The sequence below is a fragment of the Agrobacterium sp. ES01 genome (genome assembly GCF_050320885.1).
Taxonomy (GTDB): Bacteria; Pseudomonadota; Alphaproteobacteria; order Rhizobiales; family Rhizobiaceae; genus Allorhizobium.
This window is the reverse complement of record NZ_JBNQTH010000002.1, coordinates 191,922-217,503: the sequence shown is the minus strand read 5'-3', so window position 1 is coordinate 217,503 and position 25,582 is coordinate 191,922. Positions and strand designations below refer to the sequence as shown.

Annotated in this window: 25 protein-coding genes; 16 read left to right on the top strand and 9 right to left on the bottom strand. The window is 59.4% G+C overall.

All coding sequences use genetic code 11. The features are described 5' to 3' along the window. Positions 1-17 precede the first annotated feature (17 nt). On the bottom strand, positions 18-1,472 hold the full coding sequence (locus tag ACQQ2Q_RS08890) for a cobyric acid synthase (RefSeq protein WP_428186705.1): 1,455 nt from the start codon (positions 1,470-1,472) through the stop codon (positions 18-20). A gap of 979 nt (positions 1,473-2,451) precedes the next feature. On the opposite strand from ACQQ2Q_RS08890, the gene ACQQ2Q_RS08885 reads away from it, so the two are divergent. The 4 genes from ACQQ2Q_RS08885 to bmt all read left to right on the top strand — a co-directional run bounded on the left by ACQQ2Q_RS08885 (position 2,452) and on the right by bmt (position 6,798). Then, entirely contained in the window at positions 2,452-3,450 is a 999-nt protein-coding gene (locus ACQQ2Q_RS08885) for an ABC transporter substrate-binding protein (RefSeq protein ID WP_428186704.1), read from the top strand. 236 nt (positions 3,451-3,686) lie between these two features. Beyond that, positions 3,687-4,601, top strand: coding sequence for an ABC transporter permease (locus ACQQ2Q_RS08880; RefSeq protein WP_428186703.1), 915 nt, complete (start codon positions 3,687-3,689; stop codon positions 4,599-4,601). Next, positions 4,594-5,646, top strand: coding sequence for a quaternary amine ABC transporter ATP-binding protein (locus ACQQ2Q_RS08875; RefSeq protein ID WP_428186702.1), 1,053 nt, complete (start codon positions 4,594-4,596; stop codon positions 5,644-5,646). The genes ACQQ2Q_RS08880 and ACQQ2Q_RS08875 overlap by 8 nt, the downstream gene beginning before the upstream one ends. Positions 5,647-5,781: 135 nt before the next feature. Then, on the top strand, positions 5,782-6,798 hold the full coding sequence (gene bmt / locus ACQQ2Q_RS08870) for a betaine--homocysteine S-methyltransferase (protein ID WP_428186701.1): 1,017 nt from the start codon (positions 5,782-5,784) through the stop codon (positions 6,796-6,798). Positions 6,799-6,850: 52 nt separating this feature from the next. Here the strand turns inward: bmt and ACQQ2Q_RS08865 are convergent, their stop codons facing one another. After that, positions 6,851-7,870 (bottom strand): glycosyltransferase, encoded by a 1,020-nt coding sequence (locus ACQQ2Q_RS08865; protein WP_428186700.1) that lies wholly within the window; start codon positions 7,868-7,870, stop codon positions 6,851-6,853. A gap of 230 nt (positions 7,871-8,100) precedes the next feature. Here ACQQ2Q_RS08865 and ACQQ2Q_RS08860 point away from each other — a divergent pair, with 230 nt between their 5' ends. Then, complete coding sequence (locus tag ACQQ2Q_RS08860; RefSeq protein ID WP_428186699.1) at positions 8,101-8,454, top strand: hypothetical protein; 354 nt, start codon at positions 8,101-8,103, stop codon at positions 8,452-8,454. Between the two features lie 4 nt (positions 8,455-8,458). Here the strand turns inward: ACQQ2Q_RS08860 and ACQQ2Q_RS08855 are convergent, their stop codons facing one another. The 3 genes from ACQQ2Q_RS08855 to ACQQ2Q_RS08845 form a co-directional block, all read right to left on the bottom strand. After that, entirely contained in the window at positions 8,459-9,205 is a 747-nt protein-coding gene (locus ACQQ2Q_RS08855; RefSeq protein ID WP_428186698.1) for a phosphodiester glycosidase family protein, read from the bottom strand. Positions 9,206-9,329: 124 nt separating this feature from the next. Then, a complete protein-coding gene (locus ACQQ2Q_RS08850; RefSeq protein ID WP_428186697.1) occupies positions 9,330-10,007 on the bottom strand; it encodes a ferredoxin in 678 nt (225 codons plus the stop codon). 119 nt (positions 10,008-10,126) lie between these two features. After that, on the bottom strand, positions 10,127-11,704 hold the full coding sequence (locus ACQQ2Q_RS08845) for a trimethylamine methyltransferase family protein (RefSeq protein WP_428186696.1): 1,578 nt from the start codon (positions 11,702-11,704) through the stop codon (positions 10,127-10,129). Between the two features lie 211 nt (positions 11,705-11,915). Between ACQQ2Q_RS08845 and ACQQ2Q_RS08840 the strand changes: the two genes are divergently transcribed. Beyond that, the gene (locus ACQQ2Q_RS08840; protein ID WP_428186695.1) at positions 11,916-14,921 is read left to right on the top strand and encodes a CHAT domain-containing protein; all 3,006 of its coding nucleotides are present in this window, start codon (positions 11,916-11,918) and stop codon (positions 14,919-14,921) included. Positions 14,922-15,073: 152 nt separating this feature from the next. After that, positions 15,074-15,775 (top strand): corrinoid protein, encoded by a 702-nt coding sequence (locus ACQQ2Q_RS08835; RefSeq protein WP_428186694.1) that lies wholly within the window; start codon positions 15,074-15,076, stop codon positions 15,773-15,775. 26 nt (positions 15,776-15,801) lie between these two features. Here the strand turns inward: ACQQ2Q_RS08835 and ACQQ2Q_RS08830 are convergent, their stop codons facing one another. Both ACQQ2Q_RS08830 and ACQQ2Q_RS08825 read right to left on the bottom strand, forming a co-directional pair. After that, complete coding sequence (locus ACQQ2Q_RS08830) at positions 15,802-15,948, bottom strand: hypothetical protein (protein WP_428186693.1); 147 nt, start codon at positions 15,946-15,948, stop codon at positions 15,802-15,804. 30 nt (positions 15,949-15,978) lie between these two features. Further along, positions 15,979-16,137, bottom strand: a complete 159-nt coding sequence (locus ACQQ2Q_RS08825) for an entericidin (protein ID WP_428186692.1) — start codon at positions 16,135-16,137, stop codon at positions 15,979-15,981. 18 nt (positions 16,138-16,155) lie between these two features. On the opposite strand from ACQQ2Q_RS08825, the gene ACQQ2Q_RS08820 reads away from it, so the two are divergent. Next, positions 16,156-16,785, top strand: coding sequence for a DUF1638 domain-containing protein (locus ACQQ2Q_RS08820; RefSeq protein WP_428186691.1), 630 nt, complete (start codon positions 16,156-16,158; stop codon positions 16,783-16,785). A gap of 11 nt (positions 16,786-16,796) precedes the next feature. Here ACQQ2Q_RS08820 and ACQQ2Q_RS08815 read toward each other — a convergent pair whose 3' ends face one another. Together ACQQ2Q_RS08815 and ACQQ2Q_RS08810 are read right to left on the bottom strand one after the other, a co-directional pair. After that, positions 16,797-17,174, bottom strand: coding sequence for a hypothetical protein (locus ACQQ2Q_RS08815; protein ID WP_428186690.1), 378 nt, complete (start codon positions 17,172-17,174; stop codon positions 16,797-16,799). Between the two features lie 348 nt (positions 17,175-17,522). Continuing rightward, positions 17,523-17,879 carry a hypothetical protein gene (locus ACQQ2Q_RS08810; protein WP_428186689.1) on the bottom strand — a complete coding sequence of 119 codons (357 nt, stop codon included), beginning with the start codon at positions 17,877-17,879 and terminating at the stop codon, positions 17,523-17,525. Positions 17,880-18,320: 441 nt separating this feature from the next. On the opposite strand from ACQQ2Q_RS08810, the gene ACQQ2Q_RS08805 reads away from it, so the two are divergent. The 8 genes from ACQQ2Q_RS08805 to ACQQ2Q_RS08770 all read left to right on the top strand — a co-directional run bounded on the left by ACQQ2Q_RS08805 (position 18,321) and on the right by ACQQ2Q_RS08770 (position 25,549). Further along, positions 18,321-18,980, top strand: a complete 660-nt coding sequence (locus ACQQ2Q_RS08805; protein WP_428186688.1) for an exopolysaccharide biosynthesis protein — start codon at positions 18,321-18,323, stop codon at positions 18,978-18,980. A gap of 21 nt (positions 18,981-19,001) precedes the next feature. Further along, positions 19,002-19,781, top strand: a complete 780-nt coding sequence (locus ACQQ2Q_RS08800; protein ID WP_428186687.1) for a formyl transferase — start codon at positions 19,002-19,004, stop codon at positions 19,779-19,781. Positions 19,782-19,880: 99 nt separating this feature from the next. Then, positions 19,881-20,183: a virulence factor gene (locus tag ACQQ2Q_RS08795; RefSeq protein WP_428186686.1), complete on the top strand. Its 303-nt coding sequence runs from the start codon at positions 19,881-19,883 to the stop codon at positions 20,181-20,183. Next, positions 20,176-20,775 (top strand): methylenetetrahydrofolate reductase C-terminal domain-containing protein, encoded by a 600-nt coding sequence (locus tag ACQQ2Q_RS08790; protein ID WP_428186685.1) that lies wholly within the window; start codon positions 20,176-20,178, stop codon positions 20,773-20,775. The genes ACQQ2Q_RS08795 and ACQQ2Q_RS08790 overlap by 8 nt, the downstream gene beginning before the upstream one ends. Then, positions 20,772-21,863 carry a methylenetetrahydrofolate reductase gene (locus tag ACQQ2Q_RS08785; RefSeq protein ID WP_428186684.1) on the top strand — a complete coding sequence of 364 codons (1,092 nt, stop codon included), beginning with the start codon at positions 20,772-20,774 and terminating at the stop codon, positions 21,861-21,863. The genes ACQQ2Q_RS08790 and ACQQ2Q_RS08785 overlap by 4 nt, the downstream gene beginning before the upstream one ends. 73 nt (positions 21,864-21,936) lie before the next feature. After that, positions 21,937-22,905 carry a methyltetrahydrofolate cobalamin methyltransferase gene (locus ACQQ2Q_RS08780; RefSeq protein WP_428186683.1) on the top strand — a complete coding sequence of 323 codons (969 nt, stop codon included), beginning with the start codon at positions 21,937-21,939 and terminating at the stop codon, positions 22,903-22,905. Between the two features lie 84 nt (positions 22,906-22,989). Continuing rightward, positions 22,990-23,343 carry a hypothetical protein gene (locus ACQQ2Q_RS08775; RefSeq protein ID WP_428186682.1) on the top strand — a complete coding sequence of 118 codons (354 nt, stop codon included), beginning with the start codon at positions 22,990-22,992 and terminating at the stop codon, positions 23,341-23,343. A gap of 166 nt (positions 23,344-23,509) precedes the next feature. Further along, positions 23,510-25,549: an ASKHA domain-containing protein gene (locus ACQQ2Q_RS08770; RefSeq protein ID WP_428186681.1), complete on the top strand. Its 2,040-nt coding sequence runs from the start codon at positions 23,510-23,512 to the stop codon at positions 25,547-25,549. Positions 25,550-25,582: the final 33 nt, after the last annotated feature.

Genomic DNA, 25,582 nt, shown 5'->3' with positions numbered 1-25,582 from the left:
GCTCCAGAGGTCCCGCATCACCCCATCAAGCCTTCGAGCCAGCGCGGAGACAGCACCGCCTCGAGCTCCAGGGCCACGTCATCGAGAGCATCTTCCACGCCCTGGCGATAGTTGAAGCCGGGCGTATCGATGCCGAGGCTTCGCAACAGGGCCATGCGATAGGCATCGCTTCCAAACAGCCCGTGCAGATAGGTGCCCATCACCTTGCCGTCTGGCGACATCGCCCCTTCTTCCCGACCGTCGACAAACACGGGTGCATGGGCGCAATCCGGTCCTTCTGTCACCCCCAGATGGATCTCATAACCGTGCAGAGGCGCATCGTATTCCCTCGAATGGGCCGTGGTGTTGCGGACCGTCTTTTCCGGTGCCATTTCCGTCTCGACATCCAGAAGACCCAAGCCCTCGATTTCCGGCAGATCGCCCTCGATCCCCTGTGGATCGCGCACCATCCGCCCCAGCATCTGGTAGCCGCCGCAAATACCGATCACCCGGCAGCCGCGCCTGACATGGGCGGCAATGTCGCGGTCCCAGCCTTGCGCTCGAAGGTCCTTGAGATCGCCGATCGTCGACTTGGAACCCGGCAACACGATCAACCCGGCATCAGGCGGTATCCGTTCGCCAGGAGGCACAAAGATCAGATCGACAGAGGGTTCGGCCCCCAGCGGATCGAGATCATCGAAATTGGCGATGCGCGACAGAACGGGCACTGCCACTTTCAGCCCCCCCTCTGCCTTGCGTGTCAGGCGCTCCAAGGCGACGGAATCTTCTGCCGGGAGGCGGCGCGCCGCCTTCAGCCAGGGAACGACGCCATGGCAAGACCAGCCGGTGAAGCCGCCGATGGCGTCGATGCCGTCGGCAAACAGCGAGACATCGCCGCGAAACTTGTTGATGATATAGCCCGACACCATGCGCCGGTCTTCCTCGGGCAGGATCAGATGCGTGCCGGCGAGGGAGGCAATCACCCCTCCCCGATCGATATCGCCGACCAGTACCACCGGTACATTGGCACGGGTCGCAAATCCCATATTGGCGATGTCGCCGGCGCGCAGGTTGATTTCCGCCGGCGAGCCCGCGCCTTCGACGATCACAAGATCGGCACCGGCGCGCATGGTCTCGAAACTCTCCATCACGGCCGACATCAGTTTCGGCTTCAGCGCCTGATAGTCGCGTCCCTTCGCCTGGCCATAGACCCTGCCCTGCACGATGATCTGACTGCCCGTCTCTGTCTGGGGTTTCAGCAGCACGGGATTCATGTGGACCGAGGTCGGAATACGCGCTGCCAGCGCCTGCAGCCACTGCGCACGCCCGATCTCGCCACCGTCATCGGAAACGGCTGCGTTGTTCGACATGTTCTGCGGCTTGAACGGGCGGACCTTTAGTCCTTTGGATGCCGCCAGCCGGCAGAGCCCTGCCACCAGTATCGTTTTTCCGACATCCGAGCCCGTGCCTTGCAACATGATCGTTCTGGTCATGGTTTCAAACCTTCGTTGGCTGGCCTTGTCACAGGGCGCGACATTGTAATTTCCGCTTGTTTTTTAAGGGCTTGTAAAGTGCCAGGCATTTCGCGTCCAGCATGTTGGCGCAAATTGATCAGTCATCCTCAAATTGCGACATCGCGTGACGTCTGTGAGCATTAACGCGCCACAGAAAGGGATTAGATGCCGGGGAAATAACGAGAAAAACAAGCCCAACAGCAGTACATCCGAGGAAATGCTCATGGTCTACGTATTTACAAACAAAAACAGCGTGAAAATCCTCTGGGGCTCGCGGGTTTCGGCCCCGTCGGCACCAGCACGCTGGGAACGTGTTTTCCCGCGTTTCGGCTTCGGCAAGTAATCTGCCTGACAGCTGGGCGACACGCGTCGCCGCAAACGTAAAAAGGCGCACCGGTACGCAATACATAAGACCGGTGCGCCTTTGCCGCTTTTCAGCGGATGACAGGCACACAATTATCGGCACATCGTTACCGGAACGTTAGCGCAGCGCCTGGCAGCGCAAAAAATATTGCATCCGCAACTTTCGTCCGGACACGCCTTTGCAAATTCCCGAATGTCCCAGTTTTGGCGCAGATGAGACACAATCGGTCTTGCCTAAGCGCGACTTTTGCGCGCAGTCAGAATTCACGGCCAAATTTTGCCCAAACCGCTGTGAGAGACGGCCTCCGGCTGGGTGGTTGTGGTGGGTCCCAAGGGTTGCAGCCCCTATTTATCATTATGAAAAGGTTGATTTCTGTAATCAAACCTCTAGGCTTTAGGCATCGGTGAAGACGTCGGTGGCCTGCGGCACTTTTTCGCAGATCCCCAGACAAAAATGTCAGCCGACAGCCAGTCCGAGCCACCCAAGCGGCTTGGTGGCGAATGAATTCTTTTGGACCGCAGGGCCTTGCAGCTGCCGTGTCGGTCCCATCTTTCAATGCTGCTTAAATCTATTAAGACTGGGAGGTCTTAGCTAATGAAGAGGCTCCTCGCTTCCACTTTCCTCGCAGCCAGCGTTTACGCACTGGCCGGATCCGCTCAGGCGGCAGAATGCGGCAAAGTTTCCATTGCCGAGATGAACTGGGCTTCAGCAGGTGTTGCGGCATACGTTGACAAGGCAATCCTCGAAAACGGCTACGGCTGCGACGTGACCCTTGTGACCGGCGACACCATGCCAACGTTCACATCCATGAACGAAAAGAGCGAACCCGACATCGCACCGGAACTGTGGGTCAACGCTGTCCGCATTCCGCTCGACAAGGCTATCGAAGAAGACCGTCTGATCGAAGCGGCACCGCTTCTGTCTGACGGCGGTGTCGAAGGCTGGTGGATTCCCAAGTTCATCGCCGACGAACATCCGGACATCAAAACCGTTCAGGACGCGCTCAAGCATCCTGACCTGTTCCCGGCACCGGAAGATCCGTCCAAGGGCGCCGTCTACAACTGCCCATCGGGCTGGAACTGCCAGATCTCGACTGCCAACCTCTACCGCGCTCTGGGCGCTGAAAAAGAAGGCTTCGATCTGGTCGATACCGGTTCCGCCGCCGGTCTTGACGGTTCCATCGCCAACGCCTTCGAAAAGAAGAAGGGCTGGCTCGGCTACTACTGGGCACCAACCGCTATCCTCGGCAAATACGAGATGGTCAAGCTGTCCTTCGGCGTCGAAAACGACAAGGAAGAATGGGACAAGTGCACAGCCGTTCCAGATTGCCCGGATCCGAAGGTGAATTCCTATCCGGTATCGGACGTCTACACGGTCGTCACCAAGGACTTCTCCGAAAACAATGCCGTCGCCATGGACTATCTGAAGACCCGTAAATGGGACAACCAGACCGTCGGCAAGGTTCTCGCCTGGATGGACGACAATCAGGGTACCAACGAAGAAGCCGCTGAACATTTCCTCGAAAACTACGAGGATATGTGGACCAAGTGGGTTTCTCCGGAAACTGCTGAAAAAGTAAAGGCTGCGCTTTAAGCGGTCTTGGAGATGACGGGGGAAACCCCGTCATCTTTGTTTTGGGATATCCGGTCTGGCGCCAGCCATGCGGGCGTCATGACAGAAAATAGGGCACACCTCATCGAGGGCGTGCCTTTTCGGCAGCATGTGGGACTGTCAGACAAGCAATCCTGTTCCGCATGCATCCTCCCGGTAACCAGAAGCCAACAAGAGCTACCGGCCGGATGGATGGGGTCAATAAGGGGATAGAATTTATGGCTTCAACTTTGTGCAATGCGCTGCCGACGCTCCTGTGTGAGTTTCCGGCAATCGACAATGACCTGATGCGCGCATTCAAGAAGACGGTCGATACCGGCTTCAAATCCTTTGTCCGCGCCTATGGCGATTTCCTGGACAACGCTCTTCAACCACTACAGTGGTTTCTCAACTGGCTTCAGGACCTTTTCGTGGATTCGCCCTGGCTGATCATCCTTCTGGCGCTCACGCTGGTGGTCTACATCACCAGCCGGGATACCAAGGTGGCGATCGGCACATTTATATCCATGTTCGTGATTGGCATGGTTGGTCTGTGGGAAGATACCATGGTCACGCTTGCCATGGTCACGGTCTGTACGCTGATTGCCATTGTTGTCGGCATTCCGATCGGCATTGTCATGGCGCGTTCCGAGCGAGCGCAGTCCATCGTCAATCCTGTTTTGGACGTCATGCAGACGATGCCGAGCTTCGTCTACCTGATCCCGGTCGTGATGATCTTCGGTATCGGCAAGGTGCCGGGTCTGATCGCGGTGGTCATCTACGCCATTCCCCCCATGATCCGCCTGACCAATCTGGGTATCCGGCTGGTCGACAAGGAAGTCCTGGAAGCGGCCGATGCCTTCGGATCGTCCAACCACCAGAAGCTCTTCAATGTGCAGATACCGCTGGCATTGCCGACGATCATGGCTGGTATCAACCAGACCATCATGATGTCGCTGGCCATGGTCGTCGTCGCATCGATGATCGGTGTGGGCGGGCTTGGCAAGAACGTGCTTCAGGCCATTACCAACCAGTTCTTCACCATCGGCTTCCTGAACGGCTTCGCTCTCGTTGCGATCGCTATCATTTTCGACCGCACCAGCCAGGCTTACGGCAAGCGGCTCCAGAGACATTCGGAGGTCATTCATGGCTAGTCACGGCATCGAAGTTCGCCAACTCTACAAGATCTTTGGCCCCGACGGTTTACGCTATATCGACGCGGTCAAGGGTGGGATGACGAAGTCCGAACTCAACGAAAAGCACGGTCACGTGCTGGGCCTGAAGGACATCAACATCTCGATGCCGGCTGGCGGCATTACCGTGGTGATGGGGCTTTCAGGCTCGGGCAAATCGACCCTGATCCGCCACATCAACCGATTGATCGATCCGACTGCCGGCGAGGTCCTCTACGACAACATCGACGTCTGTCAGATGAGCAAGAACGAGCTTCGGGAATTCCGCCGCCACAAGACGGCAATGGTATTCCAGAAATTTGCCCTGCTTCCTCACCGTACGGTCATGGAAAACACCATCTACGGTCTCGACATTCAGGGCATCTCGCGCTCGGAAAGCGAAAAGACGGGACAGAAATGGATCGAACGCGTCGGGCTCGCCGGCTTCGAAAACCACTATCCCAACCAGCTTTCGGGCGGCATGCAGCAGCGCGTCGGACTTGCGAGAGCGCTTTCCAACGATGCCGATATCCTCTTGATGGACGAGGCATTTTCCGCGCTCGATCCGCTGATCCGCGTGGATATGCAAACGGTTCTTCTCGACATTCAGGAAGAGTTGAAGAAGACCGTCTGCTTCATCACCCACGATCTGGATGAAGCGCTTCGCCTCGGCGACAAGATCGCCGTTCTGCGCGACGGTGAGGTTATCCAGCAGGGAACCGGCCAGCAGATCGTGCTCAACCCCGCGGACGACTACATCACCGCCTTCGTCAAGGAAGTGAACCGCGGGCGCGTGATCAAGGTGGAAACCATCATGCAGCCGCTGGAGGGGGCGCCCGTCGGCCTGCCGGTCGAGGCCGGTACGGTTCTCGAGGAGACGGCCAAGAAGATGACGGATGCCAACCAGACACAGGCAACGGTGATGGCCAGCAACGGAACCCCGATGGGCACCGTTACCCTGTCGACCATCATCGCCGCCATGGTCACACCGTCTTCCCATCTGGACGAGCCGATCGCGGCTGAGTGATCCATCACTGCATGACCTTTGACGCCGCAGAGACAGGGACCTGTCGCTGCGGCGTTTGTTTTGGTCGGTTTTCCGATTGCGGCCATATAAAGAAATCCTTATATCAATTCAGAATTGATATTGGAGGACCTGCCCATGCCTGCTGCGACCAATCCGCTTTCGCAACTCATCGCCGAAAAAGGTGTGCTGCTCGCCGATGGGGCAACCGGAACCAATCTGTTCGCGCAGGGCCTTGAGGCAGGCGAGCCGCCTGAACTCTGGAATACCGACGCGCCTGAGAAGATCGTCAAGCTGCATCAGGACTTCGTCGATGCCGGCGCCGACATCATCCTGACCAACAGCTTCGGTGGCACCAGCCATCGCCTCAAGCTGCACAATGCCCAGGACCGCGTTTTCGAACTGAACAAGGCGGCGGCAGAGATCGCCCGTTCCGTTGCCGACAAGGCCCCCCGCAAGGTCATCGTTGCCGGATCCATCGGCCCCACGGGCGAGCTTTTCGAACCCATGGGGGCGCTCACCCACGAAACGGCCGTTGCCTCCTTCGTGGAGCAGATGGAAGCGCTGAAGGCCGGCGGTGTCGATGTTGCCTGGATCGAAACCATGTCGTCGCCCGAGGAAATCCGGGCAGCAGCAGAGGCCGCCGTCAGGGTTGGTCTCGCCTACACCTATACCGGTTCCTTCGACACGGCCGGCAAGACCATGATGGGGCTTGCACCGAAAGATATTCACGGCGTGGCCAGCGATATCGGTGATGGCCCGGTTGCCGTCGGCGCCAATTGCGGTGTGGGCGCATCCGACATTCTCTCAAGCCTGCTCGACATGACCGAGGCTGCGCCAGACGCCTTTGTCATCGTCAAGGGCAATTGCGGCATTCCCGAATATCAGGGCACGGAGATCGTCTATTCCGGCACCCCGCCGCTGATGGCGGAATATGCCAGGCTTGCACGTGATGCAGGTGCGACGATCATCGGCGGTTGCTGCGGCACCTCGTGCAACCATCTTGCCGCCATGCGCAAGGCAATCGATGACTACAGCGCCGGTCCGCGCCCGACGATCGAAACGATCGTCGATCATATCGGCCCCCTGCGCAACAAGGCGGCATCCGACGAACCGGCTGGCGGACGCGAACGCCGCAATCGCCGTCGCGGTTGATCGCCTCGGGTAAAGACGCGCGAACGGAGCCGCTCACGGTGCGAGAAAACAGCTAAGCCGCGACGGCCCGCCGGAAAAACTCGACATAGCGATCCTTCAGACCCGGCTGAAGGATATCCGCCATCATGAGCGCGATCTGAAAAATGCCGAGCGAATTCTGTTCCGCCATCGCCAGTTCGACGAGGTAGCGCGTCGTCTCGTCATAATCGTCCGGTGTCTGTTTCACCCGACGGACGAACCGTCCCATCGTCATCAGCACGATATCAGTCGCAAGCTTTGTCTTTTGCGGCTCTGTCAGCGGCGTGTCCTTGCGCGCCGCCATTACGTAAAGATCGAGAAACATCAGCAGATGTTCGTATCTGTCCGATCCTTCAGGCAAACCGACCGCCGTGTAAATGGTCGTGTTGAGCGCATCGATCTTCTCCCGCGACCCCCAATTGTCCATGTTGTAGTGAAACACGGTGCCGGGGTCGTGGGCCATCTTGCCCGAGGACACGAGGGCGAGAGAAAGCGCCCAATCGCAATAACTGCCTTGGGTTGGATGAGCCGACAAAAATAGGGACAACAATCCGCCAAAAACGTCACGGCGGTACATACTGTAGTAGTTGCTATTATTGCCACCGGCATTGTTGAGATAGCCTTTCATCCTCTCGGCGGGATCGTCGGCAGTCAGCGAAAGCGTCTTTCGTGCCAACTGGCCATGCGCCTGGGTGAAAGCGATGTTCACGGCAAAGGCGCCGATATAATCGCCGCCCAGCGTCGCCAGATCGAGTGCGGGCTGTGCCGGGTCGGCGAAAATCAAGTCATCGTCTCCCATCGGCATGATGAAGGCGGTCTCGGCGGCTGCGAATGCACGCTTCCAGTTCTCCGTAGCCGATGTGTTGACGCTGGACACGTAGATCAAATCGCCTGAATGCCCTTGCAAGAATGCGCGTTTTTCCGGATCTTCGGAATTGTCCGAGACGATCAGAACCGCATCTGTCTGCCGGCAATAGGCGATTGCGCTCTCGATCGAGGCGATCGAATCCTTGAGCACTCTGTTGCTCGGCATGCAGATGGATAGCTGTGTCATATTTCCCGCTCCGGGCGCTGAATGGGCAAGCCACTCTGCCCTCGCCAGTTTCGCCAGTCTCGACAGAGGCTCCACGAATCGTAGCTGGCGCTAATATAACTGTTCAGGCTTAAAGTTACAGCTGTCAACGAAAGCGCGCTCTCGTACGGCAAGAGCGCGCACAACTTGCGGTGAAGTCGCGTCTCTTCTAATCAAAGGGCACGAACGAATCGAAATGAAGGATGCCACGGATGTCAGCGCAGCAGATGCCCTTCCCCGACCGCGAAACGGTTGCGAGCAAGCTCTCCACTTTCAACGAAGCAGACGAATCCTTTTTTCGCCTGTTGCTCGAAAATCCGACCCAGGATGAAGCGCTGCTTGCGGGTATCAACCTTTATCTCGACAACCAGTCGGAGGCCAAGTTTCTCAACTCCTTGAAACTGGAACGTTGCGGCGAATGGATGGGCAATAACGCGCCGGCCAGATTGCAGATGCGCTTGGCAGAAGTTGGCCGTTCGAGCCAGCACGCGGCCTTCGTCGCCTTTCGCGATGGCCTGACGAAATCCGGCGGTTTCGAGCGGGCTTATCCAAAGTCGCCGCTCTGATCCTTCAGTCGGGCGCGCGCCCGACAACCGCGATCATCGGCCCCAGGGAAAACAACCTGTCATTGCGACCCGTATCCGGTTGGTAGACGCTTGAAATCGTGCCATCGAGAAACAGCGCATTAGCGCAATCCAGCCGGTCGCGAAACAGCGTGGCAAAATCATAAAAGCGCACCGGCTGGCGCGCGAGGACAAACACCACCCTGCCCTGATCGTCGATCCCCACGCCATTCCTGCGCTTTAGACTGTCGCTGTCTGGCAGAAAACGCGGATGGATCTTACCATCGATCACCAGCATCGGGCCAGATTGGGTGGCATAGTCGGCCTGAAATCCGGATTGCAGGTAGCGGTGCGTCTCGGCGATACGCGCCTCTCGCCCTCCCAGCGCGAAGACACCATTCGGCAGCAGGTGGAAATTCCCCCAGCCCTTGGCCGTTGAGGCCGCTTTCAGGCGAATGCCGTTCTCGACATAAAGCCCGACTGGCGAGAGATCGCGCTCGAACATGCCGCCGTTCATGGCAAAGCGCAGGTAATGGCGATCGATCCACAATTGCCGCTTCAGCGCATCGAAGCTGCCAAACGGCGCACCATCTGGGGCGCGATTGAAAAGGCGAATGTCGTCCTTTGCCGGATCGAAGCGGCAGACGGTAAAGTCCACGCCACTCTTCTCCATGGTTTCGCAGGCTGGTTGCGCCGCAGCTGCGGGTGCCATGGCAAAGGCAATGAGGACGGCAAGCAGTGCCACTAGCTTCATGATTCATGTCCAGATTCAACCGACGCGGCTCAGGCCCCTGTATCGACTGCAATATTGACGAAGCCATGACGACACCAGCCAAGACGCATCGACCGGCCTGCGGAAGGCCGCCAGACGGGTATTGTCATATCTCCGGAAGGGTCAAAGCTTGCATGTGAAAGCGGATCTGACTGTCCGGGTAGCGGTGGCGGCGGCCAACCGGACAGGCATTGCGCGCCAGACAACCCGACCGCATGCAGCCCGCTTGCCCCGCCGTATACCCTAAATATTGATGGCATGCGACCACCGAAAATCCGCTCTCGGTCACCGCACCGACGGGACATACAGCCATGCATGGCTTGTCCGGGCAACTGTCGCAGGGATGGGCATTCCGTTTCGGCGCAGGACCTTCGGCCTTGTCCTTGAAGGCAATCGCGCCGCGAAAGCCGAACCACAGGCCAAACTCCGGGTGCATCAAGATACCGAGTGGCGACGGTCTGAGACCGATGGCCTTCATCGCCCATTGCTGGAAGGGCTGATAGGGCGGATCGGAGGGATAAAAGGCCGTTCCACCCTGACGCGTCGCCACCGGAGCGATCACCTGTCTGGACCAGGTATCCAGCGGCTCTTCGCAGTCCTCATGTTGCGCCAGCCAGGCTGAAAATCGTGGCCACATGCTGCCGCCAGCATTGCCAATCAGCAAGACGGATCGCGCCGTATGTCCGCCTTCCAGTGCCGGCCCCTCGCCTGCGTCGAAATTGACAACGCCCAGCACCGTCAAGCCCGATGGCTCCAGCTGTTCGGCAATATCGTCGACTGACATGGAAAAGGCCGCGCTCACCCGCGCGGCCCCTCGTATTTATAGTGAGGACGCCAGACCTCTTCCTGGATCATGTCGGCGACTTTAGCCGCCCCGCCTTGCTCCCTGGCAACGGGATGCTTTCAAGTGAAGGCGTCCGGCATGGAGTTCTTGCGCTCGGCAATGAAGTCCAGCAGAGCCTGATCGATGGCCGGGTCGAGTTCCGGCGCTTCATAGGTGTCCAGCCAGTTGCGGCAAAGCGCGTTGGCGCGTTCCTCGATGCGCTTGGCACCTTCGATCTCCCATTGCTCGAAGGAGTTGTTGTCGGCGAGAGGCGAGCGATAAAAGGCCGTCTGGAAATTGGCCTGGGTGTGGGCGCATCCGAGATAGTGGCTGCCGGGGCCCACTTCGCGGATGGCATCCATGGCCTGACCGTCTTCCGAGACATCGACACCCGCCGCCAGCTTCTGCATCATGCCGAGCTGATCCTGATCGATCATGAATTTTTCATAGGAGCTGACAAGGCCGCCTTCCAGCCAGCCTGCCGCGTGCAGGACGAAATTGGTGCCGGCGAGCAATGTCGTGTTGAGCGTATTGGCCGATTCATGCGCTGCCTGGGCATCCGGCACCTTGGAGCCGCACAGCGAGCCGCCGGTGCGGAACGGAAGCCCCATGCGACGGGCGAGCTGGGCTGCGCCATAAGAGACCAGTGTCGGTTCCGGAGAGCCGAAGGTCGGTGCACCCGACTGCATGGAGATGGAAGCCGCGAAGGTGCCGAACAGAACCGGCGCGCCCTTGCGGATCAATTGCGTGAACGCCGCACCGGCCAGAACTTCCGCCAGGATCTGCGTCAGCGTGCCCACCACTGTGACCGGGCTCATGGCGCCCGACAGAATGAAGGGCGAGACCACGCAGGCCTGGTTGTGCCGCGCATAGACCTTCAACGCCCCAAGCATGGTCTCGTCGAAGACCATCGGTGAATTGGCATTGATGAGGTTGAGCATGACGCAGTTGTTTTCAACGAAGTCATCGCCGAACACCAGCTTGGCCATGGCCACGGAATCTTCGGCACGTTCCGGTGCCGTCACCGATCCCATGAAGGGTTTGTCGGAATATTTGACATGGCTGTAGACCATATCGAGATGGCGTTTGTTGACCGGCACATCGACCGGTTCGCAAACCGTGCCACCCGACGAGTGCATGGATGGCGCCATATAGGCAAGCTTCACGAAATTGCGGAAGTCCTCGATGGTCGCATAGCGGCGATTGCCGTCGAGGTCGCGCACGAAGGGAGGGCCATAGACCGGCGCGAAAACCGTCGCATTGCCACCGATGCGGACCGAACGGGCGGGGTTGCGGGCATTCCAGGTGAATTCCGAGGGCGCAGTCTTGAGAATGTCGCGGCACAGACCCTTGGGGAAATGGACGCGCTGCCCCCGGACATCGGCACCGGCTTGCTTCCACAGCGCCAAGGCTTCGGCGTCATCGCGAAATTCGATACCGATCTCCTCGAGAACGATATCGGCATTGCGCTCGATAATGCTCAGGGCATCATCGTCCAGAACCTCGTAAACGCCAATCTTACGCGTGATATAGGGCATGGACGGTCCGGCGCCGCCGCCGCTGCGCGACGCGCGTCTTGCGGCAGCTCCGCGACCTTCACCACGTACACGCCGACCAGCCCCCTCCGCCTGTCCGCTCCTGTCAGTCGTCTCGTCCATGGTGATCTCCTCTCTGATCGCCGCGCGCGGCCCTTTTATTCGTTTTGATCCTAATGAATGCCGCAAGCGATACCTTCCTGAAAGCGGCACGCATGTCGCTCACAACGAAACTCTCAATTTCGGGAACAGAAAACGTCCTCGGCAATTTTCATATCGACATCATCCAAATAGTATTTGAAGACAATAGTCATAGTACTGAAAAGGCCATTGCATGACATGTTCCGCTACCGCCCGCCTTGCTGCGGCCCTTGTCATTCTGTGGATGGTCCAACCGGCCCTGCCGACCACAGCGCAAGACAATATGCAGGCGAGCGAATCGGAGCTGGATGTCGCCGATACACTGGCGAAAGCGGGCAATTATGGTGCCGCCTACGAACAGTACAAGGCGCTCTTCAATCGCGAGGACGACAACGCCCGTCAGCCCGTTGTGGTCTTGCGCCTTGCCGAAATGGCAAACAAGACCGGACGGCCGTCAGAAGCCCTGGATGTGGTCTTGCCGTTCCTGTCCAAGTTGGGAGATAGCAGCGGCTCTGCCGCACTCTACGGACTTGAGATCGCGGTGGATGCCAGCAGCGCGCTTGAACGCTACGATGAGGCGATTGCCTATGCTGAACAGCGCATGGACCTGATCGAGCGCAACAGCGGCAAGGCTAATTTCGATTATGCCGGCGCCTTGTTGACAAAGGCGGTTCTTCTCGAGCGCGCACAGCGCCGTCTGGAGGCCGGTCAAACGCGGCGCGAAGCCTTGGCGCTGGTGCGACCGGTGGATCGCGAAGGCTATCGCCGCCTCGCCAATCAATTCGGCAATATTCTGGTCAACAACGGATTTGTCGATTCAGCGTCGCAGGCATTTGCCGAGCTGATTGCCGATTACGAGACGGAGCCGGATGACTATTCGCTCGGCATCATCCTGTTCAACACGGCCATCCTCGAACGTCAGCGACAGGACTGGGACAGGGCGGTCGACTATCACGAGCGCGCCATCGCCCTCCTGACGAAGACCACTGGCGAAAACTCGGCTGATACCATTTCCGCAATCGGCGGGCTCGGCCAGACTTACTCTGTCGCCGGGCGCCCGACCGCCGCCTTGCCGCTTCTGGAAAAATCCTACCGCAGCGCCGTCGACGAGCTTGGGGCAAGCGATGCCGACACCATGATCCAAGGCAACAATCTCGCCGAGGTCTATCGCCAAATCGGACAGGCCGACAAGGCACTGCCCATCGACAAAGGCAATCTTGACACACGCAGGCGCACTTTTGGACCGACCGATCAGGACACGCTGGTCAGTTGGAAGAATTATGCCCTCGATCTTCTGATGATCGGTCTAAAGGCAGAATCCATCCAACAATATGACGCGCTGATTGCCGTCATGACGCAGGCTTTCGGGGAAGACGGTCAGCAGACCCGGGCGATGATCGAACGGCGCAACCGCCTGGCTGCCGTGTCCGGGGTCGAACCTAATGCAGCGTTGGCCAGCGATGTTCTGGCCGATAGTGCGCCAGCCACCGGGATGAACGTCATCATTGCCAATCAGCAGGCCGGCATTGCCGAACAGCGAGGCGACGCCCGGGAAGAACTGCGCCTGACACGCCTTGCTTATCGGCTTTCCCGTTCCGTGTTCGGACCGATCCATCAAACCTCGATCAAGATGCTCACCAACCTCGCCCGCGTCGAGCGGCAGCAAAAAGACCCGGCAGCTTCCAGGCGCTATCGCCAGCTCGAAACCGACCTGAACGCCTGGGCGCAACGCGAATTCGCATCGAGTTCGGATGCGCGCCTGCTCAACGAGATCGCGGAGACGACCCGCGCAACGCTGGGCGACATCGTCACCTTCGCCTATCGCGGTGGCCAGGAAGGACGGCCGGATGACAGCAGCGTCCTTGCTTCCGTGCTTCTCGACTGGAAATCACCGCGCAGCCTCGAACGCCTGGTGATCGATGCCGCACAACAGAACGCCAGCAGCGATGACAAGGCTCTGATCGACGAAGTCCAGACCCTGCGCCGCAAGAGCCTGCAGGGTGACAGCAGCGCAGCGGAACGCGACAGTCTGGCGAAAGCCGAGGCGCGCCTTGCCGGGCGGTTCAACGAATTGAAGCACCTGTCGACCTTTAAGCGTCGGGACTATTCCGATATCGTCCGTCACATGGGCCCGGACGCCGCCATCGCCGACTTTATCGTGGTTCCGGTCAAGATGGATGACGGTGATTGGCATGACAGGATCTTTGCCATGCTGTCGCTGTCAGACAGTCAGGTCTACATCTACGATCTCGGCGATACGGACGAGATTGCCCGATTGCTGGAACCGCCGGCCGACCCGTCATCGCGCGAAACACGCTCTGCACTTTACAAGACGCTGTTCTCCAGGATCGATGAAAAGCTTGAACGCAAGCAGACCGTTTTTGTCGCTCCGGACGGCATTCTCAATCTCGTCCCGTTCGACAGTCTGCTCGATGGCGACAGGCGCCCGCTGTTCGAGCGTCTGGACATCCGCATCGTCGGCAATGCCGCCTCCATACCGGTTGAGGAAAAACGCGATCTGTCAGCGGGCTCGGCCAGGCAGGCCCTGGTCGTCGGCGATGTCGATTTCTCCGGTGACAGTCCATTCGCGCCGCTGCCCGGCACCAAAATCGAAGCGGATGATGTGCGTTCAACGCTCTCGAAAATGGGTGTGGAGACCACCCGATTGAGTGGCGACAGCGCGACGGAAGAAGCCGTCAGGGCCGACAGCGCCGGGCGTCAGATCATTCACTTCGCCACGCATGGCTATTTCCGGCCCGTGTCGAAGACCGAGTCCCATCCCTTGCGTTTTGCCGGTATTGCACTCGCCGATGCCAATCACGCCGATACGGACTCTGGCCCGACGGATCCGGATGACGGTCTGCTGACGGCATCGGAACTTGCCACCTTCCCGCTGTCCGGGGCCGAACTTGTCACCCTGTCGGCCTGCCAGACGGCAAGCGGCGACATCAGTTACGTCGACGGTCTGGCCGGCATGCCCTCGGCACTCGCAGCGGCCGGCGTCAAGCGCAGCCTGCTGGCGCGCTGGTCCGTTTCCGACGCCGGAGCCCAGCGCTTCATGGCGGCTTTCTATCGCAATCTGGCCGATGGCATCTCCTATGAGAAAGCCTTCCGACAGACAAAGATCGACACAGCAAATGGCGTTATTCAGGGCGTCGACGAGGCCACGGCCGCCGCCTTCGTTCTCATCAACAACTGATCAACAACTGAAGTGCCGTCCTTTTTGCCTGTCGCAATTTCCGCGCACCGCGTCGTTTTCGAAATGCGTTTTTGCCGAACTGCAGCTAGACTGACAATCTGGGAGCTTTGGGTTGCTCTTGTGCGATATGGTGCTGCGAGGAGTGAGAGACTATGTCAGACGACGAAATTATCCTGTCGGAACTGTCCGACGAGGAACTCGTGCAGCAGATGCATGATGATCTTTACGACGGTCTGAAGGAGGAAATCGAGGAAGGCACCAATATCCTGCTGGAACGCGGCTGGGTGCCCTATGATGTCCTGACGCAAGCCCTTGTCGAGGGTATGCGCATCGTCGGCATCGACTTCCGCGATGGTATTCTGTTCGTGCCGGAAGTGCTGCTTTCGGCCAATGCGATGAAGGCCGGCATGACGATCCTGCGCCCGCTGCTCGCCGCCACCGGCGCGCCCAAGCAGGGCAAGATGGTCATCGGCACCGTCAAGGGCGACATTCACGACATCGGCAAGAACCTGGTCGGCATGATGATGGAAGGGGCCGGCTTCGATGTCGTCGATCTCGGCATCAACAATCCGGTCGAGAACTATCTGGAAGCCATCGAGCGCGAACAGCCGGACATCATCGGCATGTCGGCACTTTTGACGACGACCATGCCCTATATGAAGGTCGTGATCGATACGATGAAGGAAAAAGGTATTCGCGACGATCTCATCGTTCTCGTCGGCGGTGCGCCGCTCAATGAGGAATTCGGCAAGGCCGTGGGCGCCGACGCCTATTGTCGCGACGCCGCTGTCGCCGTCGAGACAGCCAAGGAATTGATCAGCCGCAAGCACAACAGTCTGGGTGCGCGCGCCTGACCAATAGTGTCATAGGTTGACGGGGATCAGTTCCCCGTCAGCGCTATATTGAAGGCCGGGGCATTTGCAGCCCCCGTCTTGGAGGTCGACCTCCACACGGCATCGAACATTCCGATCGACACAACGGTAAGCATGAGAATGGCCGAAATCTTTGCAACGGTCGTCATTTCCATGGCTGTCTACCCCTCTCCTGGCGTATACAATCAGTAAGTGGAACGCTCTACAGTTACAGCAGCATCCTGCGTCGCATCGACGGCATTTGCTGTGTCACGGCCGACGCCGCGGATGGTGTTGCCACAACCGCTCAGTACCAGAACCATGATACCGATGGCCGTCAGTGCGAATACTTTAGCAAATTTCATTATGGTAGTCTCCCCGTGATGGTTGTTAATCAAACAGATCGTTCGACACTAGAACGCACGACAGGCGAAAAAGTTCACGTGATTGCGTGCGGAGCGATTGCGCGGGAAATTCTGGCCGTGATCGAGCAGAACCATTTGTCGCATATCGAGCTCACCTGCCTGCCGGCGATCTGGCATGCACGCCCTGAAAAGATCGCGCCGGGGCTGGCAGACGCGATCGCGCAGGCGCGGAAAAACGGAGCCGAACGCATCTTTATCGGCTATGCCGATTGCGGCACCGGCGGGGACATCGATACGCTTTGTGCAGTTGAGGGTGTCGAGCGGCTGGACGGGCCGCACTGTTATTCCTTCTTCGCCGGCAACGAGGCCTTTGCGGCCCGGTGGGACGAGGATGTCACCGCTTTTTTTCTGACAGATTTCCTCGCCCGCCAGTTCGACGCCTTCGTGATCGAACCTCTCGGCCTGGACCGGCACCCGGAATTGCGCGACAGTTATTTCGGCAATTACACCAAGCTCATCTACCTGTCGCAACAGGAAGACCCCGATCTTCAGCTACGGGCTGAAGCCGCAGCCACATATCTCGGGCTCGCCTATGAATACCGCTTTACCGGATATGGTGATCTTGCAGAAGAACTGACGAGACTTTAGCGCCTCTTTCCTCAGACCGCGTCTTCGTCCAGCAGAAGAAGCAGTTCATCGCGCGGCAAGAGCAAAACCAATTCCTTCGGATTGTCGTGCAAGATCTGCGTTATGTCGAGGAGATCCAGCATTTGCACCTGTCGCTGGTCGACCTTCGCGCCGGCCACCATCAAGGCTACGGGATCTATGCAAAAGCGCTGCGCTGCGTCTTGCGGTCCTGCGTCGCCATCGTTTTCCCAGTCGCCGTCTTTGACAATGTAGCCGAGGATCTCGGGCGAGGTGACCAGATGCGGACCCGGCTGCGTCTCCAGGTAACGCATCGCCCCTTCCCTCGTCGAAAAGCGACTGACCCTCGTCCCGCCGGGCGCCACGGTTACCTCTCCATCTGATCGTCTCATTCCGCCGCTCCGGGCTCTGACATCTTCGTGCGCAGGGTCAATAAATGACCGAATATCTTCAATGGCGCGCACCGCAATTCACTTGCACATTTGCGCAATCGGCGGCGCACGGACATTCGCAAGAGATGTCTCCGGCGGGACGATAAGGGCATGTCAGAGGCAAGCTCGGCCCAAGGGACCGCGCCACCCATCATCCCAGACTGTCGAGAAGAGCAGGGACCGTCCCGCATGAAACGGTACCGACTGCAACGATCGCGGCGCAGTTTCGGGAAAGACAGGTTTGTCGCTCGTCAAGGTGTGGAGCTGCCGGACGGGCAACGCCCCCGTTATCGCCCAACGGCCGTGGATCTAGAGCTGCCGGGGACCGAACAACGGCTCAAGCTCGCTTCTCGGCACCACCAGCAGCGACGACACTGTGCTCTCGTTCAAAAGATCGCTCAGGTCCATAAGATCCAGCGGGCTTTGCTGATGTCCTTCCACAAGGGCACCGGCAATCAGCATCGCCAACGGATCTGTGCACCAGGGCTGGGATACAGAGCCGACCGGTCCATCGCCGTCATTTCGCGCCCAACGTTCTTCATCGCCGGTTATGTAGCGAAGGATTTCGGGCGCTGTGACAATATGGGGGCCCTGGGCGCTGCGGGCATAGGTTTTGGCTTCCTCTGCAGTGTCGAAACTGCAGACATTATCAAATATCTGGCTCATCGAGCTGAAATCTCTTTCCGTGCCCCAACCTTGTTTTGCTTCGTGCGGTATCGTCAATTTCATCCCTTCGAACCGTCGGGACGAGATTGAGATGTGCACATATTAAGCGCTCTCTGTTTGCGAGACTTATACGCTTGCGGGTGTCGTTCGGCACGATCAACGACTGAAAAACGGGTATCACGCTGCCCAGGCTTCAGCAGTGACTGGCGTCACAGGAATAAGAAACAGGTATCCTTGCCGTGGCAAAATACACATCCTGACGAAAAAAACACCTATTGCGTGCGATGGAACCTTCCGGCCGACCAGGCACTGTAGGGGTAGGACGCCCGCATTTAAGCAATCGTTCACGATATTGCGCGAAAGGGCTCGGGGAACAGGCCTGCCTTAAAGGCTTTACAAACTGTCTGTAACAACATGGCTCAACAAACAAGAAAAGGCAGGGTGAAACAGGTGGGCAACAGGGTCGCAACAGCATTCGCACAGGCCTTCGAGCGGGCCGCAGACAAAGAGCATCCGGAACATCTGTCCGATCTGCTGCTCAGACTGTCGCGGACAACCCATGAGAAAATCTCGATCCGCGATATTGCTGTCGCCATGCAGGACCGCTCCTTCGGTGCCTTTCTCCTCGTATTTGCCCTTCCCAATCTGGTGCCCCTGCCGCCGGGCGCGACACTGATCGTCGGACTGCCGCTGATCTTCGTTGCCTGGCAGATGATCTTTTCCACCCATGGCCGACTGATCCTGCCACGCATCATTGGCGATTACGCCATCAAGCGCGAAACCTTCGAGCTGATCGTCACCCGGCTGGTGCCGTGGTTGAAACGCGCCGAGACCTGGGTTCTGCCGCGTTTCTGGTTTCTGGATAGCCGGACCTCGGAACGGCTTCTGGGCGTCTTTGCCCTTGTCGTCGCCATCGTCTGCGCCCTGCCCATTCCGCTTGGCAACTGGCTGCCTGCCTTCGCCCTTGCCATTATCGGCTTTGCCCATTCCGAACGCGACGGGCTCGGCGTGGCGATCGGCTGCGCAGTCGGCGTCATCTCCATTGCCGTGGCAGGCTTCGTCGTCTTCACCGCCGGCGCCCTGCTCAGCCTGGTATTTTAATATAAAGGCGATATCGGCCCGATGACCCCAGCGAATTCTTCCGCCCCGGTCGTGGTGATCACGCCCGGTGGCCTTCCGGCGACGCTGGTGATCAACGCGCTTTGCGGGCGCTTTGACACTGTCCATGTGCTGATCGAAGACGTCGAGAGCAAGGGCGAGATTTTGCGCCGCCGCGCCCGACGCCTGGGCTGGGTTCGCTCCATCGGTCAAATGGCCACCATGGCCGGCTCCAAATTTCTGCGCCGTCTGGCCGCCGGCAGGGTGGCCGACATCGTGCAGTCCACAGGCCTGTCTGCCGAACTCTCTTCCAGCGCGCATATTCACCGCATCGACACGATCAACGACCAGACCTGCCTGACCGCGCTTGCCCGGATCGAGCCCGCCGTCGTTCTTCTGGTCAGCACGCGACTTTTGCACAAACGGACATTGTTGCAGATCGCCTGCCCCATCCTCAACCTGCATGCCGGCATCAACCCCGCCTATCGCGGCCAGATGGGTGGATACTGGTCCTTGGTTCATCGCGACGAGGGGAATTTCGGCGCAACCGTCCATCTCGTCGATGCCGGCACCGACACGGGTGCGACGCTATACGAGGCGCGCACTGCCCCTGCGAAGAACGACACGATTGCCACCTATCCTCTTCTGTTGACGGCCGCGGCCCTGCCGATCGCCGTTCAGGCGGTCGCGGATGCCGTGTCTGGACACCTGAAGCCGATCGCAGCCAGCGGACCTTCGGCGCTCCATTTCCCGCCCGTCATCTGGGCCTGGTTCTGGCGCGGCATCACCCGGCGCATCTGGTAAATCTTCATCGCGTCGTTTTTTGCTCATTGCGACGTCGTCCAAAGCGCAGTCTGTCGCCCGCCACACGTGCATTCTCCTGTTGGAAGAGGAGATTGCGTGATGGCCGACAAGATCATTGTATACTGGCGAGACATTCCGGCTCAGGTCATCATCAAGCAGGGCCGAAAGACGGCCAAGCGCGAATTGTCGCTGCGCTTCACCGAGGCCATCGACATGTGCGCCATGCGCACCGGGGCCGCCGAAACCGACGACTATCTGGCCGAATGGCGCAAGGGCGATCCTGAACCCGTCAGCGACGATCTGGAAGCGGAAGCCGACAAGGCGGCGACCGAGATCGAAGCAGCCTATGACAGGGAACGGCTGGTGGCACTGGTAAAATCCGGAGGCAAGACCGATGGCTGATCCGGGAATTGCCGCCGACAAGCCGAAGGTCGGCAATGCTGCACCGGGCAAGAAGGCCGCAAGCGGCGCCTTTACCCCGTCCGATGTCTCGCCCAGCCGGCGCGCGCGTCGCTCCTACACCATCCGTTTGTGGTCGGTGCGCCATTCGCGTGCGCTCGAATGGTTCTATGCCCGGTTTGCCGATGCCTTTCTGTTGCTGCATCCGCTGTGGAAGGCGCTGGGCTACAACCGCGTCGAAACTCCGATCACCTTTGTCGAGCGCAATGTCAAAGGCCTTCTGTTTGACTGTCGCATGTGCGGCCAATGCGTATTGTCCTCCACCGGCATGTCCTGTCCGATGAACTGTCCCAAGCAGTTGCGCAATGGACCATGCGGGGGTGTACGGGCGAATGGCAATTGCGAAGTCGAGCCGGACATGCCCTGTGTCTGGGTGCAGGCCTGGAGCGGCTCGCGCAATATGGTGAAGGGCGATGCGATCATGAATGTGCAAAAGCCCGTCAACCAGTCCCTGCGCGAAACGTCGTCCTGGCTGCGCGTGACGGCGCTATCGGCGGCCCAGCGTGAGGACAAGGCAAAGGGAGAGCAGTCATGACACCGGACCTGCAGGCGCTCGACTTCAGCGCCCCTTTGCCGCCGCTTCCCGGCTATTCCTCTCGTGGTCGCCTTGAGCGGGTGCTAAGGCGCGGCGAATTTGCCGTCACCACCGAGCTCAACCCGCCCGACAGTGCCAATCCCTACGACGTCTATGAACGCGCGGCGGTGTTCGAGGGCTGGGTCGACGGTATCAATGCTGTCGATGCCTCGGGCGCCAATTGCCACATGTCCTCGGTCGGCATCTGCGCACTTTTGACCCGCATGGGTTATGCGCCGATCATGCAGATCGCCTGCCGCGACAAGAACCGCATCGCCATCCAGGGCGATGTGCTCGGGGCGGCTGCCATGGGCGTTGCCAATATCCTGTGTCTCACCGGCGACGGCGTGCAGGCAGGCGACCAGCCGGGTGCCAAGCCGGTCTTCGACCTCGACTGCATGTCGCTTCTGGAAACCGTGCGCACCATGCGCGACGAAGCGAAGTTTCTCTCCGGTCGCAAGCTTTCGACACCGCCGGAAGTGTTTCTGGGCGCAGCCATCAATCCGTTCGCCCCGCCTTACGATTTCAGGCCCTATCGGCTCGCCAAGAAGATCGCCGCCGGCGCGCAATTCGTGCAGAGCCAGTATTGTTTCGACGTACCGATGCTGCGCGATTACATGGCCAAGGTGCGCGATCTGGGACTGACCGAGGCATGCCATATCCTGATCGGCGTCGGTCCGCTGGCTTCGGCCAAAACCGCCAAATGGATCCGCTCCAATGTGCCGGGCATCCATATTCCCGACAGCATCATTGCCCGTCTGGAAGGCGCTGCCGACCAGAAGAAAGAGGGCAAACAGCTCTGTATCGACATCATCAACGAGGTGAAGGAGATCGAGGGCGTGTCGGGCATCCATGTCATGGCCTATCGGCAGGAAGAATATGTGGCCGAAATCGTCCATGAGTCCGGTGTGCTCAAAGGTCGCAAGCCCTGGCGGCGCGAACCCTCCACCGGCGACCAGGCCGTAATCGACCAGCTCGAAAGCATTCAGGAACGCAATACCGAAGACCAGCAGGCGCTTGCGGGCAAGGCAGCGCAACAATCCCAGTGAACCGGCAAACAGGCCCGGCCACGAACCCCTTATCCGGCAGCAAGGATCACAAGCCTGCCTTTGGAGAGTATGCATGACCCGTACCATAGTCGCCTCCGCCACCAAGGAAATCATCATCGGTTTCGACCAGCCCTTCTGCGTCATCGGTGAGCGTATCAATCCAACCGGCCGCAAGAAGCTCGCCGCCGAAATGATCGAGGGCAATTTCGATACGGTGATCCAGGATGCGCTGGCCCAGGTCGCAGCCGGTGCCACCATGCTGGACGTCAATGCCGGCGTGACCGCCGTCAATCCCAACGAGACAGAACCGCCATTGCTGGTGAAAACCATGGAGATCGTTCAGGGGCTGGTGGATGTGCCGCTGTCGATCGACTCGTCGGTCTCTGCCGCGATTGAAGCGGCGCTCAAGATCGCCAAGGGCCGGCCGCTGATCAATTCGGTCACGGGCGAGGAAGAAAAACTCGAGGCGATCCTGCCGCTGTGCAAGAAATACGACGTTCCGGTGGTGGCCATCTCCAATGACGAGACCGGTATCTCCCAGGACCCGGACGTGCGCTTCGCCGTTGCCAAGAAAATCGTCGAGCGCGCTGCCGATTACGGCATCAAGCCCTGTGACATCGTGGTCGATCCGCTGGTGATGCCGATCGGTGCCGTCGGCTCTGCCGGCATGCAGGTCTTTGCCTTGCTGCGCCGCCTGCGCGAGGAGTTGAAGGTCAACACCACCTGCGGCCTCTCCAACATCTCCTTCGGCCTGCCCCACCGCCACGGCATCAATGCCGGCTTTATCCCCATGGTCATCGGTGCCGGCATGACCAGCGCCATCATGAACCCCTGCCGCCCGCAGGAAATGGAAGCCGTGCGCGCGGCAAATGTTTTGAACGGCACCGACGAGAACTGCTACAACTGGATCAAGACCTATCGCGACTACAAACCCGCAGAAGCCGGCGCGGCGGCGGCCCCCTCGCCTGCATCGGCCTCCACGGGCGGCGGAAGACGGGGCGGACGCGCAGCGCGTGTCGGCGGCGGTTTAGCAAGCGAATAAGCCTCTATCGATATCTGCTCTCGACCGATTGGCATTGCCGGTGCAACATAAGCACCGGCAATTTTTCCATGGAGGGTGAGCGACATGTCCGACAAGCCGAATGAAGCATTCATCTATGCGCGCCGAATCTCGGACTATTTCACCATCGTCCTTCATATAGCGATCGGTGCCGGTGCTGCCTTTGCCCTGTTCGAGCTGTCGGCCGCGCATCCCGAGCACGCCGCCCTCAATGAGACGATTGCGATCGTGATTGGCCTGTGCACACTCTATATCGCCGCCGCATTCTTCGTCTCGATCCTCATTGACCTGCGCAGCAGCCGCTTCAAGGCATCCCGGGGCCTGGCGCGCTGGCTTGAACTTCTGGCGCCGCTGGTCGCTCTCGGTTTTTTGATTTCCTTCATCTATTTCGCCCGCACGACGGCACAAATGATGATGTGACGAAGCCGTCGACATCGTGCAAACAAGCGATTGCGCAACTAAATGGCACCATGTCGGGAATAGACAATTGCCAAGGGACATGCTTGGGCATTCTCTCCTGTCAGAAGCCGCCCCATCGGGCATGATTCCTGCTCTTTTGCGTTCGTTCGACGCTGGAAAACACGCCATGAATGATGCGTCGCAAACCGATCCCCTCGTCCTTTTCATGCCATCCGGCAAACGCGGCCGGTTTCCGGTCGGCACCACTGTGCTCGATGCCGCCCGTGAGCTTGGCGTTTATGTGGAAAGCGTCTGCGGCGGTCGTGCCACCTGCGGGCGCTGCCAGATCGAGGTGCAGCAAGGCTCGTTTGCAAAGCACAAGATCGTCTCTTCCAATGACCATATCTCCCCGGTCGGCGCGAAGGAGAAGCGATATGCGGAAGTGCGCACCATACCCGACGGGCGCCGCCTGTCCTGTTCGGCGCAGATCCTCGGCGATCTCGTCATCGACGTGCCGCAGGATACCGTCGTCAATGCCCAGGTGATCCGCAAATCCGCCTCCACCCGTCTGTTCACACGCGATCCGGCGGTCCAGCTCTGCTATGTCGAGGTGGATGAGCCCGACATGCACAAGCCGCTGGGCGATCTCGACCGGTTGAACCTGATGCTGGAAAAGGACTGGGGCTGGGAAAATATTCTGGTCGCCCAGCATCTGCTGCCGCAGGTCCAGGGCATTCTGCGCAAGGGCAATTGGGGAGTGACGGCCGCCATCCACCGGGATCTCGAAGGATCGCGTCCCAACCTCATCGCGCTTTGGCCCGGCCTCCATAACGAAGCCTATGGCATTGCCTGCGATATCGGCTCGACCACCATCGCCATGCATCTGGTCTCGCTGCTGTCGGGACGCGTCATTGCCTCGTCCGGCGCGCCCAATCCCCAGATCCGTTTCGGCGAGGATCTGATGAGCCGGGTCTCCTATGTGATGATGAATCCGGACGGTCGCGAAGCCATGACGAAAGCCGTTCGTCAGGCGATCAACGAGCTCACCGCCAAGGTCTGCGCCGAGGCCGGCATCGATGCCAACGACATTCTCGACGCCACCTTTGTCGCCAACCCCATCATGCATCACCTGTTCCTCGGCATCGACCCGACCGAACTCGGTCAGGCCCCCTTTGCTCTGGCGGTCTCCGGCGAGGTGCATACCTGGTCGCGCGAAATCGATCTGGCCATCAATCACGGGGCCCGCGTCTATCTCCTGCCATGCATTGCAGGCCATGTCGGCGCAGATGCTGCCGGCGCTACGCTGTCGGAAGGTCCGCACCGCCAGGACAAGATGATGCTGATGGTCGATGTCGGCACCAATGCCGAGATCGTGCTCGGCAATCAGAACCGCGTCGTGGCTGCGTCCTCGCCCACAGGTCCTGCCTTCGAGGGTGCCGAAATCTCCTGCGGCCAGCGTGCCGCCCCCGGTGCGATCGAGCGCGTGCGCATCGATCCGGCCACGCTCGAACCCCGCTTCAAGGTGATCGGCGTCGACCAGTGGTCGGATGAGCCGGGCTTTGCCGAAGGCGCCGACAAGGTCGGCATTACCGGCATCTGCGGTTCGGCGATCATCGAGGTGGTGGCTGAAATGTATCTGTCCGGAATCATCTCGACCGATGGTGTCGTCGATGGCGCGATGGCCGAGCGTTCGCCACGGGTCTTTGCCAATGGCCGCACCTTTTCCTATCTTCTGCATGACGGCGCGCAGAAGATCATCGTCACGCAAAACGATGTGCGGGCCATTCAGCTGGCCAAGGCTGCCCTCTATGCCGGCATCAAGCTCTTGATGGAAAAACTCGGCATCGACCATGTCGACACGATCCGCTTTGCCGGTGCCTTCGGCTCCTTCATCGATCCGAAATACGCCATGGTGCTGGGGCTGATCCCCGATTGCGACCTGAGCGAAGTCAAGGCCGTCGGCAATGCGGCCGGCGACGGCGCGCTGATGTGTCTTTTGAACCGTGCCAGCCGCCGCGAGATCGAGGACACGGTCAAGCGTATCGAGAAGATCGAAACGGCGCTTGAGCCACATTTCCAGCAGCTCTTCATCGACGCCATGGCTTTGCCCAACAAGGTCGATGCCTTTCCGCAGCTTTCGAACGTCGTCACCTTGCCCGAGCGCAAGGTGCTGGCAGAGGCTGACGGCGACGGCGGCGGACGCAGGCGGCGGCGCAATCGGGAGTGATCCGCGCTTTCAGCGGGTGCGATCTGTGCAACA